Raw genomic sequence first — 13,691 nt, forward strand, 5'->3', positions numbered from 1 at the left:
GGCGCGGGGTGGGAACCCCCCGCCGCGTACCCCGCGAAGCGGGCGCCAAGCCTATAGCTGATACCAGTGGTCGCTCTCGTGGGCGTCGGTCACCTCGCCGGCCGGCGCCCACGCCTCGTAGAGGCCCCGCTCGACGCAGTGGGCGCCCAAGCGGGCCACCTGGTCGCCGTCGGGGCGCGACAGGCGCAGGCGCAGCCAGTCGCCCTCCTGGCGGATCACCGTGCAACGGGCGTCGCGCCAGGTGGCGCGGGGCACCCGGCGGGCCAGGGTCTCCAGCGGGTAGCGAGCCGCGCGGGTCTTCGCCGCCACCCGGAACTCGCCGGGCGGGTCGACGATCGCCTCGAACACGTTGTCGCGGTAGGCGCCCACGTAGCGGGTCATCGGCGGGGTGACCGGGAAGTACTCCTGGTCGGAGGAGTCCGGCAGCAGGTGGCGCCACTGCGGGCCGTGCATCCGGCTCCAGGCGCGCTGCTCCGGCAGGTAGGTGTAGAGCGTGACCTCGGTGCCGTCGCCGGTGTAGGCGACCAGCGACGTGTTCGCCGGCACCGGCAGCTCGGCCAGGTCGGCGGTGACGAACTCGGGCACGATGTGCTTGCCGCTCGGGGCGAAGCCGGTGCCGATCACGGGCGGGCCGAGGCGGTCGTGCGGGGGCATGGTCACCAGGCCGCCGTAGTTGCTCGCCAGCGGCACGTCGTAGTCGTGGGCGTCCACGGCCCGCCAGCGCACCGCGAAGACCACGCCGCCGGTGTTGTCGCCGGACAGGATGGTCAGGTCCTCGGGGGTCCGCAGGTGGGCGACGTCGAAGGCGCGGTAGCAGAAGCCGCTGATCGGCCAGCCCTTGAGGTATCCGTGCAGCTGCCGGCCGGACAGGAACTTGATCATCCGGGTGCCCCGCCGGACGAGCGCGGTGCGGCGGATCGGGGCGAGCGCGGACGCGGCGGCCGGGGTCTGGCTCAGGCGGTGGATCGTGGGCCAGTCCAGCGCGCGGGTGACCGGCATCAGCAGCGGCTCGTCCTCCAGCCCGTCGAGGGCGGAGGTCACCTCCGTGGCGTGCACGAAGCGGCGGTACGGCCACTTCGCGCCCGGCCGCGGATTGGGCAGGAACCCGGGGGCCGGGTGGGTCGCATACACCTCGTAGGCCGCGCCCTGGGCGATCTCCTCGGCCGGGTAGCTGACCCCGTCGATCGTCACGCTGTGGGTCGCGGACCCTTCCGCGTGTCCGATTACCGTCACCTGCCCGACGCTAGGGGCGGGTGATTGTGGCTCGGTGAACGGCGCGTGAACGGCAAACCGAGGGTGGCATGCTTGACCCCGATGAGTGCGAGAAAACACAGCCGCCAGGGCGCCTTCCCGCCCGCGCCCGAGCCGCTGCCGGTCAGGGTGCTCGACAGCCACACCCACATCGACATCACGCTCGACGGGGACCGCGACGGGGACCGCGACGGGGGCACGGCCGGCGGGCCGGCCACGATCGAGGACGCGATCGCCCGCGCGAGCGCCGCCGGCGTGGACCGGCTGGTGCAGGTCGGCGTCGACGTCGAGTCGTCGCGGTGGGGCGTCGAGGCGGCGCAGCGCCACCCGGCGGTGCTCGCCACCGTGGCGCTGCACCCCAACGACGCGCCCCGGCTGGCCGACCTCGACGGCGCGCTGCGCGAGATCGAGCGCCTCGCCGCCCACCCGCGCGTGCGGGGCATCGGCGAGACCGGGCTGGACTACTTCCGCACCGGCGACGAGGGGCGCAAGGCCCAGCACGAGAGCTTCCGCGCGCACATCGCCATCGCCAAGCGGCACGGCAAGGCGCTGGTCATCCACGACCGCGACGCGCACGACGACATCCTGGCCGTCATCGACGAGGAGGGCGCGCCGGACCAGGTGGTCATGCACTGCTTCTCCGGCGACGAGGACTTCGCCCGGGAGTGCCTCGACCGCGGCTTCCTGCTCAGCTTCGCGGGCACGGTGACCTTCGGCAACGCCGCCCACCTGCGCCGGGCGGCGGCCGTCACCCCGCTGGACGCGATCCTGGTCGAGACCGACGCGCCGTTTCTCACCCCGGCCCCCTTCCGCGGCCGGCCGAACGCGTCCTACCTGATCCCGCTGACGGTCCGGGCCCTGGCCGAGGTCGGCGGGCACGACCTGGACGCCCTGTGCGCCGCGATCTCCGCCAACGGCGAACGAGCCTTCGGCAGCTGGACGTGACCCTCCTCGGCCCCGCCGACGTGCGGCAGCTGGCGGACCGGCTCGGCATCCGCCCCACGAAGCAGCTCGGGCAGAACTTCGTGCACGACCCCAACACCGTGCGCCGGATCGTGCGCGCCGCCGATCTCGCCCCCGACGACCTGGTGCTGGAGGTCGGGCCGGGGCTGGGCTCGCTGACCCTGGCGCTGCTGGAGCGCGAGCTCGCGGTCTGCGCCGTCGAGATCGACCCGCCGCTGGCCGCGGCGCTGCCCGAGACGGTGCGGCAGTTCGCGCCGGAGCAGGCCGAGCGGCTCACCGTCATCGCCGGGGACGCGCTGCGGGCCGACCTGTCCGGCGTGAAGCCGACGGCGCTGGTGGCGAACCTGCCGTACAACGTCGCCGTCCCGGTCGTGCTGCACCTGCTGGCGACCGTGCCCTCCCTGCGGCGCGGCCTGGTGATGGTGCAGAAGGAGGTCGCCGACCGGCTCACCGCCGGGCCGGGATCGCGGGTCTACGGCGTGCCGAGCGTGAAGCTGGCCTGGTATGCGACCGCGCGCCAGGCCGGCAAGGTGCCCGCCGCCGTCTTCTGGCCCGTGCCGAACGTCGAGTCCGGGCTGGTCGGCTTCGAGGTGCACGGCGGCGCCGGGGCGGATCGCGCGGCGACCTTCGCCGTGATCGACGCCGCCTTCGCCCAGCGCCGCAAGACGCTGCGGGCCGCCCTGGCCGGCTGGGCCGGGGGCGCGCCGGAGGCCGAGCGCATCCTGCGGGCGGCCGGCGTCGACCCGCGGCTGCGCGGCGAGCAGCTCACGGTGGACGACTTCACCCGGATCGCGAGCCATCGCGGTCCCGGCGACGCGCCCGGGTAGGGTGCAGCAGTGACCGAGCCGCTCTTCTCCGAGGACGAGGAGTTCGACCGGCCGCGCCTGGCCGCGCACGGACCGGTCCGGGTCCGCGTGCCCGCGAAGATCAACCTCCACCTGCACGTCGGGCCGGCGCGTCCGGACGGCTTCCACGAGCTGACCACCGTCTACCACGCGATCGGCCTCTACGACGAGCTCACCGCCCGCCGCGGCGACACGCTCACGCTCACCATGGAGGGCGAGGGCGCCGGCGAGCTGTCGCTGGGCGAGGACAACCTCGTCATGCGCGCGGTGCGGGCGCTGGCCGCCGAGACCGGGCACGACGCCCACGCGCGGCTGCACCTGAAGAAGCAGATCCCGATCGCGGCCGGGCTGGCCGGCGGCAGCGCCGACGCCGCCGCCGCGCTCGTGGCCTGCGACCACCTGTGGGGCACCGGGTTGTCCCGCGACGACCTGGCCGCCATCGCCGCCACGCTGGGCTCGGACATCCCGTTCCTGGTGCTCGGCGGCACCGCGCTGGGCACCGGGCGGGGCGAGCTCGTGAGCCCCGTGCTCACCGGCGGCCACGCCTGGCACTGGGTGCTCGCCGTGGCCGACGAGGGGCTGTCGACGCCGGTGGTGTACCGCACGTTCGACCAGCTCGGCGGCCACTCCACGGCCGCGACGCCGGACGATCTGCTGGCGGCGCTGCGCCAGCGCGACCCCGAGGTGCTCGCCGACCGGCTCGCCAACGACCTGCAGGCCGCCGCGCTGCACCTGCGCCCCGAGCTGCGCGCCGTCCTCGACGCCGGGCTGGACGCGGGCGCCCTGGCCGGCCTGGTCTCCGGCTCCGGCCCGACCTGTGTGTTCCTGGCCGAGGACGCCCGCCACGCCGCGCTGCTCGCCGCCGAGCTGGAGTCCCGGCAGTGCTGCCGGGCCGTGAAGACCGCCGTCGGCCCCGTCCCGGGCGCCCGAGTGCTGTGAGGGCGTAGATGGCCAACATCGTCAGTCTCGACAAGGTCTCCAAGACCTACCCGGCCGGGCGCATCTTCGACGAGGTGTCCCTCGGCATCGACGACAGCGACCGGATCGGCATCGTCGGGCTCAACGGCGCCGGCAAGACGACCCTGCTGCGGATGCTCACCAGGACCGAGGAGCCCGACGAGGGCCGGGTCACCCACCGCCGCGACCTGCGCGTCGCCGCGCTGCCGCAGACCCTCGACCTGCCGCCGCAGGCCACCGTCCGGGACGTCATCCTCGGCACCGCCTGGCTGCCGGCCGGGTTCGCCGCCGAGCACGAGTGGGCGGGCGACGCGGGCGTGCGCACGGTGCTGAACGGGCTCGGCATGCCGCACCTGGGCCTGGACGCGCCCGTCGGCCCGATGTCCGGCGGCGAGCGGCGCCGCGTCGCGCTCGCCGCGCTGCTGGTGCGCCCGGCCGACCTGCTCATCCTCGACGAGCCCACCAACCACCTCGACGTGGCCGGCATCGCCTGGCTGGCCCGGCACCTGCTGCAGCGCCGCGGCGCGCTCATCGTCGTCACCCACGACCGCTGGTTCCTCGACGCGGTGTGCACGACCACGTGGGAGGTCGCCGACGCGACCGTGCGCGCCTACGAGGGCGGCTACGCGGCCTGGACCCTGGCCCGGGCCGAGCGGGTGCGGGTCGCGGCCGAGACCGAGGCCCGCCGGCAGAACCTGCTGCGCAAGGAGATCGCCTGGCTGCGCCGCGGCCCGCCGGCCCGCACCAGCAAGCCCAAGTTCCGCATCGACGCGGCCAACGCGCTCATCGCCGACGTCCCGCCCGCCCGCGACACCGTGTCGCTGCAGCGCCTCGCCGTGACCCGGCTGGGCAAGCAGGTCTACGAGCTCGACGGCGTCACGCTGCGGGCGGGGGAGCGGACCCTGCTCGATCCCACCGACTGGATCGTCGGCCCCGGCGACCGCATCGCCGTGCTCGGGGCCAACGGCGCGGGCAAGACCACGCTGCTGCGTGTGCTCGCGGGCGTCCGCGAGCCCGACGGCGGCCGCGTCCTGCGCGGCACCACGGTCCGCCCGGCGTTCCTGTCGCAGGAGCTGCGCGAGCTGCCCAACGACCTGCGGCTGCTGGAGGCGGTCGAGGAGGTGGCCAAGCGGGTCAAGCTCGGCGACCGGGAGCTGTCCGCCGCCCAGCTGGCCGAGGTCTTCGGCTTCACCGGCGCCCGGGTCTGGACCCCGGTCGGCGACCTCTCCGGCGGCGAGCGGCGCCGGCTGCAGCTGCTGCGCCTGCTGGCCACCGAGCCCAACGTGCTGCTGCTGGACGAGCCGACGAACGACCTGGACATCGACACCCTGGCCGCGCTCGAGGACCTGCTCGACACCTGGCCGGGCACGCTCATCGTGGCCAGCCACGACCGGTACCTGGTCGAGCGCGTCGCCGACGTGGTCTACGGCATGCACGGCGACGGGCGGCTGCGGCACCTGCCGGGCGGCGTCGAGGAGTACCTGGCCCACGTGTCGGACTCATCCGGCTTCGGGGCGGCCAAGCCGCAGCCGGTCGTCACCGAGCGGGCGCCCGATCTGCGGGCGAGCGAGAAGGACCAGAAGGCGGCGAAGAAGGAGCTGGCGAAGCTCGAGCGCAGCATGGACAAGCTGAGCCAGAAGGAGGCGCAGCTGCACGCCCAGCTCGCCGAGCACGCCACCGACTACACGAAGATCACCGAGCTGGACGCTCAGCTTCGGGCCGTACAGCAGGAAAAAGCCGATATCGAGGAGCAATGGCTCGCCCTGGCCGAGATCGCCGGGTGAGGTCATCTTAGGATTGGTTACATGGCCTCACACTTCCCGGTCAACCACCACCTCCGGCCGCTCTACCGGCTGCTCGCAGCGGTGACGGGCCTCTACATGCTCGTCTACGGCGTGGTCGGCTTCATCGAGACGTCCGGCTCGGACTTCTTCACCCGCGACGAGGCCGAGTGGGTGCTGGGCCTGCGCACGAACCCGGCGTTCGCCCTGCTCTCGATCGTCGCCGGCGTGATCGTGCTCGGCGCGAACATCATCGGCCGCAACGTGGCGCACGCGATCAACACGCTCGCGGGCGTGGTGCTGACCGTGGTCGGCATGGCGTCGCTGGCGCTCATGCAGACCGAGGCGAACGTGTTCGCCTTCTCCATGGTCAACGTGATCGTCACCTTCATCCTCGCCGGGATCATCGGCACCGCGAGCCTCTACGACCGCGTCGGCCCGACGGCCGCGGCGACGGCCACGGATGAGCACCGCCACAGCGCCACCCTGGCCTGACCGCCCGCCGGTCGCCTGACCGCCTGCCGGGCGCACGAGCGTTCGCCAGGAGTTCGCACCGATTCCTCGCCCTCGTACCCCCGCGGTGCTGGGCTGGGGAGATGCCGGACGCGCTACTGATCACCGAGGGTGATGACGAGCCGCCCGCCCGGGGCGAGCTGCTGTTGCATGCGGACCTGCACAACCACACGCGGCTCTCGGACGGGGCCGGCTGGGCCGGCGAGGCGTTCGCCTCGATGCGGGCCGCCGGCCTCGACGTCGCCGCGGTGACCGACCACGCGTACGGCCCCTGCGAGCCCGCCAAGACCATCGACGACGAGGGCTGGCGGCGGCTCGGCAAGCTCGCCGACGCGGCCGACGAGCCCGGCGCATTCGTGGCCCTGCGCGGCTTCGAGTGGTCGAGCACGACGCTCGGGCACATGAACGTCTGGGGCGGCGACCGCTGGGTGGAGCCGCTGCAGACCGGCGGCGCGGGCACGGCGATCCCGGCGTTCTACGAGTGGCTCGCGGCCGGGGACGAGCTCGTCGGCTTCAACCACCCCGGGCGCGAGCCCGGCCGCTTCGGGCGGTTCCGGTACGACCCGCGCCTGGCCCGCCGCCTGGTCGCGCTCGAGATGTTCAACCGCGACGAGGACTACCTCTTCGAGGGCGTCGACGGCGGGGAGCTCTCGCCGCTGGTCGCCTGCCTGGATGCCGGCTGGCGGGTCGGGCTGGCCGGGGTGACCGACGAGCACCGCGAGGGCTGGGGATTCCACGCGGGCCTCGGGCGCACGGGCCTGTGGGCCCCGAGCCGCACCCGCGACGGCGTGCGGGCGGCGATGCTGGGCCGGCGCATGTTCGCGACCCGGGAGCGCGGCCTGCGGGCCGACGCGCGGCTCAACGGCGCGGCGATGGGGCGGCACGTGCGGTACCAGGGCCGGATCGCGCGGATCGAGCTGGATTTCGCGGCGCCGGACGAGTGGCTCGGGCACCCGCTGCGCCTGCAGGTGCTGCAGCGCGGCGAGCCGGTGCCGGAGGTGGTCGCCGAGCACGACTTCCGCGTCTCGGGCGGGACGCTGCGCCTGCGCGCGCCGCTGCGGGAGGGCGACTGGACCGTGCTGCGGGTCACCGACCCGGCCCGCCCGGCCGACCCGCGGGCCGCGGACCTGCCCGGCTATCGCTCGGCCGGGCACGCCGTGGCCTACTGCAGCCCGTTCTTCACTTCCCCGCGCGGGTGACCAGCGTCGGCTTGCCCTCCATGTTGGACAGGCCGTTCCAGGCGAGGTTGACCAGGTGCGCGGCCACCACTTCCTTCTTGGGCTTGCGCACCTCCAGCCACCAGCGGCCGGTCAGCGCCACCATGCCGACGAGCGCCTGCGAGTAGAGCTCGGCGAGCTTCGGGTCGAAGCCGCGCCGCTTGAACTCCGCGCCCAGGATGTGCTCGGCCTGGTGGGCCACGTCGTTGAGCACGCTCATGAAGTTGCCGGTCGGCGACATCACCGGGGACTCGCGGACCAGCACCCGGAAGCCGTCGGTCTCCGCCTCGATGTAGTCCAGCAGCGCCAGCGCCGCCTGCTCGAGCAGTTCGTGCGGGTGGCCGGCGGTCAGCGCGTTGGTGATCCGGTCGAGCAGCGAGCGCACCTCGCGGTCCACGACGACCGCGTAGAGGCCCTCCTTGCCGCCGAAGTGCTCGTACACCACCGGCTTGGACACCTTCGCCCGCGACGCCACCTCCTCGATGGAGGTGGCGTCGAAGCCCCGCTCGGCGAACAGCGCGCGCCCGATGGCGATGAGCTGCTCACGGCGCTGTGCGGAGGACATCCGCACCCGCGACTTGGTCGAGATCACGGGCGGCGGCGGCAGCGGCCGCGGCTGCGCGAGGTCCTCCGGGCGCTCGGTCACCCGTGCATCGTGCCAGCCGCGACGCGCTTGGCGTCGAGCCGGTCGCGCTTGGGCCAGCGGACGTTGGTCGCCCAGCCGAGCTTCTCGAAGATCCAGATCAGCCGCGCGTTGATGTCGATCTGGCCCTTGTCCACGCCGTGGCGGGCGCAGGTCGGGTCGGCGTGGTGCAGGTTGTGCCAGCTCTCGCCGAAGGACAGGATCGCCAGCGGCCAGAAGTTGCTGGCCTTGTCGCCGTCGCGGGTCTCGAAGGGCCGCTCGCCGTAGACGTGGCAGATCGAGTTGATCGACCAGGTGACGTGGTGCAGCAGGCCGATGCGGATCAGGCCGGCCCAGAAGAAGGCCGAGAGCGCGCCCTGCCACGACCAGGTGACGAGGCCGGCGATGATCGCGGGCAGGCTCGCCGACAGGGTGACGATGAGCGGGAACGCCTTGTCGATGCGCTGGATGTCCTTGTCGGCCATCAGGTCGGGGGCGAAACGCTCGCGGTTGGACAGCTCGCGGAAGAACAGCCAGCCGACGTGGGCGTAGAAGAGGCCCTTGACCAGGCCGCCGAAGGACTCCCCGAAGCGCCACGGCGAGTGCGGGTCGCCCTCACGGTCGGAGAACGCGTGGTGGCGGCGGTGGTCGGCCACCCACTGCGTCGGGTTGCCCTCGATCGCGGTGCTGCCGGCGATCGTCAGCGCGATGCGCAGGCCGCGGTTGGCCTTGAACGCGCCGTGGGTCAGGTACCGGTGGAAACCGGTCCCGATGCCGAGTCCCCCGATGACGTAGAAGATCGCGCCGAGGACGACGTCCAGCCAGGTCAGACCCCAGCCCCAGGCGACCGGGACGGCGGCGACCAGCGCGACGAACGGCAGGATCACGAAGGCCCACAGCGCGACGATGATCCCCGGGTGCTGCTTGCCCTCGGTGAGCGGCTTCGGCCCGCGATCGGGGCCGTCGGTGGACGTGGGATCAAGGACCGATACGGACATGGCACCTCTCAAAGGGGAGTCGTCGCCGGTGGAGCTACGCCTACGTCACCGTAACTTACGGGTGCGTAGGTTGGCCATACGGTGCTCGTGTCAAGGTGGTTACCCGGGGCTCCATTGTGATCTTCGTCGGTCCCGGCCCCGACCCGAACGACTGAACTTCGTCTCGCGGGGTGGCGGATGCCCCTGGGGCAAAAGGGATCGACGCGCAGGTTAGGCTTCAAACGGCGGTGGCAGTGGGGTGTGGGGTAACGGCAGCCCGCAGGCCTTTGGAGCCTCGCAGTCCTGGTTCGAATCCAGGCACCCCAGCCACCTGACTACGATGAGGCGCACCGACACCGTCGAGGAGCGCTCCGTGAGAAACGTGATCATCCTGGCCGCCGGCGAAGGCAAGCGGATGAAGTCCGCGGTCCCCAAGGTCCTGCATCCGCTGCTCGGGCGCACCCTGCTCGGGCACGTGCTGGCCGCCGCGGAGCCGTTCCTGGACAGCGGCACCGTCACGGTGGTCGTGGGCCACGGCGGCGAGCAGGTCCGCGAGCACCTGGCCGAGGTGGCGCCCGAGGCGCGGCCGGTCACCCAGGAGGAGCGGCGGGGCACCGGCCACGCCGTGCGCATCGCCCTCGACGCCAACCCCGAGCTGACCGGGACCGTGGTCGTGCTCAACGGCGACATCCCGCTGCTGCGGGCCGAGACCCTGGCCGCGCTCGTGCACACCCACGAGGCCACGAAGGCGGCGGCCACCGTGCTCACCGCCGAGGTCCCGGACCCCACGGGACTCGGGCGCATCGTGCGCAACCGGGGCGGGGAGTTCGCGGCGATCGTCGAGGAGCGCGACGCGACGCCGGAGCAGCGCGCGATCCGGGAGATCAACTCGGGGGCGTACGTCTTCGAGGCCGGCGCGCTGCGCGAGATGCTCGGCAAGCTCTCCACGGACAACGACCAGGGTGAGGAGTACCTCACCGACGTCATCGCCCTGCTGGCCGCGGCCGGCTCGGCGATCGTCGCCCACCGGGCCCCGGACGCGACCGAGACCCTCGGCGCCAACGACCGCGCGGAGCTGGCCGGCCTGCGGGCGCTCATGCGCGACCGGATCAACGCCGAGTGGATGCGCGCCGGGGTGGCCATCATCGACCCGGCCACCACCTGGATCGACGTGACCGTGACCCTCGAGCGCGACGCGGTCGTCGAGCCCAACACCCACCTGCGCGGCGCGACCAGCATCGGCGAGGGCGCCGTGGTCGGCCCGGACAGCTCGCTCATCGACGTGGTCGTCGGCCCCGGCGCCTCGGTCGTGCGCACCCACGCCCTCTCCGCCCACATCGGGCCGCAGGCCTCCGTCGGCCCGTTCGCCTACCTGCGCCCCGGCACCGAGCTCGGGCGCAAGGCCAAGGTCGGCACCTTCGTGGAGACCAAGGCCGCGACGCTGGGCGAGGGCGCGAAGGTGCCGCACCTGTCCTACGTCGGCGACGCCTCCATCGGCGAGCACACGAACATCGGCGCCGCCACGGTCTTCGTCAACTACGACGGCGTGCGCAAGCAGCGCTCGACCATCGGCGCCCACGCCCGCACCGGCGCCGACAACATGTTCGTGGCCCCCGTGACCGTCGGCGACGGGGCGTACACGGCCGCCGGCAGCATCATCGTGAAGGACGTCCCGGCCGGCGCGCTCGGGGTCTCGCGCGCCCAGCAGCGCAACATCGAGGGCTGGGTGGAGCGCAAGCGCCCCGGCACCGCGGCCGCCGAGGCGGCGCAGGCGGCCCAGGCACGTGAAGAAAACCACGCCGGGGCCGGTCAGGTGGCTGAAACGGGTCTTCCCGACGAACAATGAGCGCAACCACGAGATCGGGAGCGGGCGACCCCAATGGCCAGCATCAGTTCGGAGAACCGCAAGAACCTCATGCTCTTCTCCGGCCGGGGGTTCCCCGCGCTGGCCGAGGAGATCGGCGCCGTGCTCGGGGTCGACCCGACTCCGATGGACGCCTACGACTTCGCCAGCGGTGAGATTTTCATCCGGTATCGCGAGAGCGTCCGCGGTTCCGACGCGTTCGTCGTGCAGTCGATGGTCTCGCCGATCAACGACTGGCTGATGGAGACGCTCATCATGGTCGACGCGCTCAAGCGCGGCTCGGCCAAGCGCACCACGGTCGTCCTGCCGTTCTACCCCTACGCGCGGCAGGACAAGAAGCACCGCGGCCGCGAGCCGATCTCCGCCCGGCTGATCGCCGACCTGCTCAAGACGGCCGGCGCCAACCGCATCCTCACCGTGGACCTGCACACCGCGCAGATCCAGGGCTTCTTCGACGGCCCGGTCGACCACCTGTTCGCCATGAACACGCTCGCCGACCACATCGAGGCCAAGTACGCGGGCCGCCCGATCACGGTCGTCGCGCCCGACTCCGGCCGGGTGCGCGTCGCCGAGCGGTGGACCGACCGGCTCGGCGGCTGCCCGCTGGCCTTCATCCACAAGACCCGCGACCCCAGCAAGCCCAACCAGGTCGTGGCCAACCGTGTGGTCGGCGAGGTCGAGGGCCGGGTCTGCCTCATCGTCGACGACATGATCGACACCGGCGGCACGATCGTCAGCGCCGCGGACATCCTCTTCAACGAGGGCGCGGCCGAGGTCGTGGTCGCCGCCACCCACCCCGTGCTGTCGGACCCCGCGTGTTCCCGGCTCGATGCCAGCCGGATCAGCGAGGTTGTGGTGACCAACACCCTTCCGCTGCCGCCCGACCGCAAGGTGGAGAAGATCACGCAGCTCTCGATCGCCCCGCTGCTGGCCCGGGCGATTCGTGAGGTGTTCGACGACGGCTCGGTGACGACCCTCTTCGGCGGGCTGTCCTAGAAGTTCCGCACGAGTCCGGGCGTGTGGGGGATTCCCTCCTCCACACGCCCGGCGGCGGTTTGTCCGGAGTTTCGGAGTGCGTCATGCCTGTGGGGGAGGGTGTTCGGGCGCCGAACCGCCTCGGGTAAGCTAGGCAGGTTGCCACGGCGAGGGTGCTCCCCACGGGCCGGGCGTGCGGTTGCTGTGTGACGGCCGGGTGATGGTCACCCCGGCGGCCACCCAGGAACCGGCATGACGGCCGAAGCGGGCTCCGTGATCGACGCGGCGCTCCGGGCCTGTGCCCCGTGCGCCCCCTCGCCCGAGCGCCGCATGAAGACAACTGTTAGCCGGTCGCGCAGGCCGGTGCCCGCCGCACAACCGCATCAGGAGTTCTGTCGTGTCCGAGGTAAAGATCAGCGCCGAGCCCCGCACGGAGTTCGGCAAGGGTGGTGCCCGCCGCACGCGCCGGGCCGGCAAGGTGCCAGCCGTGCTGTACGGCCACGGCGAGGCCCCCCGCCACATCGCCCTTCCCGCCCGTGAGTTCGCCGCGGCCATTCGCCACGGCGGCATGACCCAGGTCTTCAACATCGAGATCTCCGACGGCAGCGCCGCCCTGGCCCTGCCCAAGGCGATCCAGCGCGACCCGATCAAGGACACCTTCGACCACGTGGACCTGCTCGTGGTCCGCCGCGGCGAGAAGGTGACCGTCGAGATCCCCGTCCAGCTCACCGGCGACGCGGCCCGCGACACCCTGGTCATGACGGAGAGCACCACGCTCGCCGTGCTGGCCGACGCGACCAAGCTGCCCGAGCACCTGGAGGTTTCGATCGAGGGACTCGAGGCCGGCAGCCAGGTCAAGGCCGCCGACGTCCAGCTCCCCGGCGGCGTCGAGCTCGCCGCCGACCCCGAGCTGGTCATCGCGATCGTCTCGGCCGCGCAGGACCAGGCGATCGAGCCCGAGGGTGCCGAGGAAGCGCCGGCCGAGGAGCCGGCGCCCGCGGCCGCCGAGGCCTGATCGGCGCACCAGCTTCGTGGAGTCGCGGCCGCCTTCCGGGCGGCCGCGACTTTGCTGTGTGAGTGAGGAGACCCGGTGACCGACGCCGCACCCTGGCTCGTCGTGGGGCTGGGCAACCCCGGCCCCGAGTACGCGCGCAACCGCCACAACGTCGGCTTCATGGTCGCCGACCTGCTCGCCCAGCGGGCCGGGCTGCGCTTCGGCAAGCACCGCCGGGTCGTCGCCGACGTGGCCGAGGGCCGGCTGCGCGTCGGCGGCCCGCGCCTGGTGCTCGTGAAGCCGCTGACCTACATGAACCTCTCCGGCGGCCCGGTGGCCGGGCTGGCCCAGTTCTACAAGGTGCCGCGCGAGCAGGTGATCGCCGTGCACGACGAGCTCGACATCCCGTGGACCGAGCTGCGGCTGAAGCAGGGCGGCGGCGAGGGCGGGCACAACGGCCTGCGCTCCATGTCGAGCTCGCTGGGGGGCAAGGACTACCTGCGGGTGCGCTTCGGCATCGGCCGCCCGCCGGGCCGGCAGAACCCGGCCGACTTCGTCCTGTCCGACTTCTCCGCGGTCGAGCGCAAGGAACTGGACTACTTCGTGGACCGCACCGCCGACGCGGTCGAGATGATAGTCGACCAGGGCCTCGAGGCGGCCCAGAACCGTTATCACGCCGCATAGTCGCGCCGTTCGGCCATTTGATAACGCCCGTCACGATAACCCGTCGGC

13 protein-coding genes and 1 tRNA gene are annotated in these 13,691 nt (G+C 72.9%); 11 read left to right on the top strand and 3 right to left on the bottom strand.

The genetic code is table 11. The features are described from left to right. Nucleotides 1-51: 51 nt before the first annotated feature. On the bottom strand, nucleotides 52-1,233 hold the full coding sequence (locus ACQP1P_RS04035; RefSeq protein WP_433083216.1) for a hypothetical protein: 1,182 nt from the start codon (nucleotides 1,231-1,233) through the stop codon (nucleotides 52-54). Between the two features lie 81 nt (nucleotides 1,234-1,314). Here ACQP1P_RS04035 and ACQP1P_RS04040 point away from each other — a divergent pair, with 81 nt between their 5' ends. The 6 genes from ACQP1P_RS04040 (at nucleotide 1,315) to ACQP1P_RS04065 (ending at nucleotide 7,509) form a co-directional block, all read left to right on the top strand. Beyond that, nucleotides 1,315-2,196 carry a TatD family hydrolase gene (locus ACQP1P_RS04040; RefSeq protein ID WP_433083218.1) on the top strand — a complete coding sequence of 294 codons (882 nt, stop codon included), beginning with the start codon at nucleotides 1,315-1,317 and terminating at the stop codon, nucleotides 2,194-2,196. Continuing rightward, nucleotides 2,193-3,041, top strand: a complete 849-nt coding sequence (gene rsmA / locus ACQP1P_RS04045; RefSeq protein ID WP_433083220.1) for a 16S rRNA (adenine(1518)-N(6)/adenine(1519)-N(6))-dimethyltransferase RsmA — start codon at nucleotides 2,193-2,195, stop codon at nucleotides 3,039-3,041. Before ACQP1P_RS04040 ends, rsmA begins: the two co-directional genes overlap by 4 nt. Nucleotides 3,042-3,050: 9 nt before the next feature. Next, a complete protein-coding gene (locus tag ACQP1P_RS04050; RefSeq protein WP_433083222.1) occupies nucleotides 3,051-3,998 on the top strand; it encodes a 4-(cytidine 5'-diphospho)-2-C-methyl-D-erythritol kinase in 948 nt (315 codons plus the stop codon). Nucleotides 3,999-4,006: 8 nt separating this feature from the next. Further along, the gene (locus tag ACQP1P_RS04055; RefSeq protein WP_433083224.1) at nucleotides 4,007-5,800 is read left to right on the top strand and encodes an ABC-F family ATP-binding cassette domain-containing protein; all 1,794 of its coding nucleotides are present in this window, start codon (nucleotides 4,007-4,009) and stop codon (nucleotides 5,798-5,800) included. Nucleotides 5,801-5,821: 21 nt separating this feature from the next. Next, nucleotides 5,822-6,292: a DUF4383 domain-containing protein gene (locus tag ACQP1P_RS04060; protein ID WP_433083226.1), complete on the top strand. Its 471-nt coding sequence runs from the start codon at nucleotides 5,822-5,824 to the stop codon at nucleotides 6,290-6,292. 101 nt (nucleotides 6,293-6,393) lie between these two features. Next, the gene (locus tag ACQP1P_RS04065; protein ID WP_433083228.1) at nucleotides 6,394-7,509 is read left to right on the top strand and encodes a CehA/McbA family metallohydrolase; all 1,116 of its coding nucleotides are present in this window, start codon (nucleotides 6,394-6,396) and stop codon (nucleotides 7,507-7,509) included. Here ACQP1P_RS04065 and ACQP1P_RS04070 read toward each other — a convergent pair. Next, a complete protein-coding gene (locus tag ACQP1P_RS04070) occupies nucleotides 7,490-8,092 on the bottom strand; it encodes a TetR family transcriptional regulator (RefSeq protein ID WP_433089821.1) in 603 nt (200 codons plus the stop codon). The two genes, ACQP1P_RS04065 and ACQP1P_RS04070, sit on opposite strands and share 20 nt — an antisense overlap. A gap of 77 nt (nucleotides 8,093-8,169) precedes the next feature. Beyond that, nucleotides 8,170-9,147, bottom strand: a complete 978-nt coding sequence (locus ACQP1P_RS04075; RefSeq protein ID WP_433083230.1) for an acyl-CoA desaturase — start codon at nucleotides 9,145-9,147, stop codon at nucleotides 8,170-8,172. Between the two features lie 234 nt (nucleotides 9,148-9,381). Here ACQP1P_RS04075 and ACQP1P_RS04080 point away from each other — a divergent pair. From ACQP1P_RS04080 to pth, 5 genes are all read left to right on the top strand, one after another. Further along, a tRNA-Gln gene (locus ACQP1P_RS04080) sits at nucleotides 9,382-9,456 on the top strand. A gap of 10 nt (nucleotides 9,457-9,466) precedes the next feature. After that, the gene (gene glmU, locus ACQP1P_RS04085; RefSeq protein WP_433083232.1) at nucleotides 9,467-10,972 is read left to right on the top strand and encodes a bifunctional UDP-N-acetylglucosamine diphosphorylase/glucosamine-1-phosphate N-acetyltransferase GlmU; all 1,506 of its coding nucleotides are present in this window, start codon (nucleotides 9,467-9,469) and stop codon (nucleotides 10,970-10,972) included. 33 nt (nucleotides 10,973-11,005) lie between these two features. Next, nucleotides 11,006-11,986, top strand: coding sequence for a ribose-phosphate diphosphokinase (locus tag ACQP1P_RS04090; protein WP_350626173.1), 981 nt, complete (start codon nucleotides 11,006-11,008; stop codon nucleotides 11,984-11,986). Between the two features lie 376 nt (nucleotides 11,987-12,362). Continuing rightward, entirely contained in the window at nucleotides 12,363-12,980 is a 618-nt protein-coding gene (locus ACQP1P_RS04095; protein ID WP_433083234.1) for a 50S ribosomal protein L25/general stress protein Ctc, read from the top strand. Between the two features lie 75 nt (nucleotides 12,981-13,055). Beyond that, nucleotides 13,056-13,643 (top strand): aminoacyl-tRNA hydrolase, encoded by a 588-nt coding sequence (gene pth, locus ACQP1P_RS04100; RefSeq protein WP_433083236.1) that lies wholly within the window; start codon nucleotides 13,056-13,058, stop codon nucleotides 13,641-13,643. The last annotated feature ends 48 nt before the right edge of the window (nucleotides 13,644-13,691 follow it).

This window comes from Dactylosporangium sp. CA-052675 (genome assembly GCF_050947935.1).
Classification (GTDB): domain Bacteria; phylum Actinomycetota; class Actinomycetes; order Mycobacteriales; family Micromonosporaceae; genus Dactylosporangium.

Coding starts and splice junctions, on each gene's coding strand:
- ACQP1P_RS04040 (WP_433083218.1), top strand. CDS start 1,315: ATGAGTGCGAGAAAACACAGCCGCCAGGGCGCCTTCCCGCCCGCGCCC.
- ACQP1P_RS04055 (WP_433083224.1), top strand. CDS start 4,007: ATGGCCAACATCGTCAGTCTCGACAAGGTCTCCAAGACCTACCCGGCC.
- ACQP1P_RS04060 (WP_433083226.1), top strand. CDS start 5,822: ATGGCCTCACACTTCCCGGTCAACCACCACCTCCGGCCGCTCTACCGG.
- ACQP1P_RS04065 (WP_433083228.1), top strand. CDS start 6,394: ATGCCGGACGCGCTACTGATCACCGAGGGTGATGACGAGCCGCCCGCC.
- ACQP1P_RS04070 (WP_433089821.1), bottom strand. CDS start 8,092: ATGTCCTCCGCACAGCGCCGTGAGCAGCTCATCGCCATCGGGCGCGCG.
- ACQP1P_RS04075 (WP_433083230.1), bottom strand. CDS start 9,147: ATGTCCGTATCGGTCCTTGATCCCACGTCCACCGACGGCCCCGATCGC.
- glmU (WP_433083232.1), top strand. CDS start 9,467: ATGAGGCGCACCGACACCGTCGAGGAGCGCTCCGTGAGAAACGTGATC.
- ACQP1P_RS04090 (WP_350626173.1), top strand. CDS start 11,006: ATGGCCAGCATCAGTTCGGAGAACCGCAAGAACCTCATGCTCTTCTCC.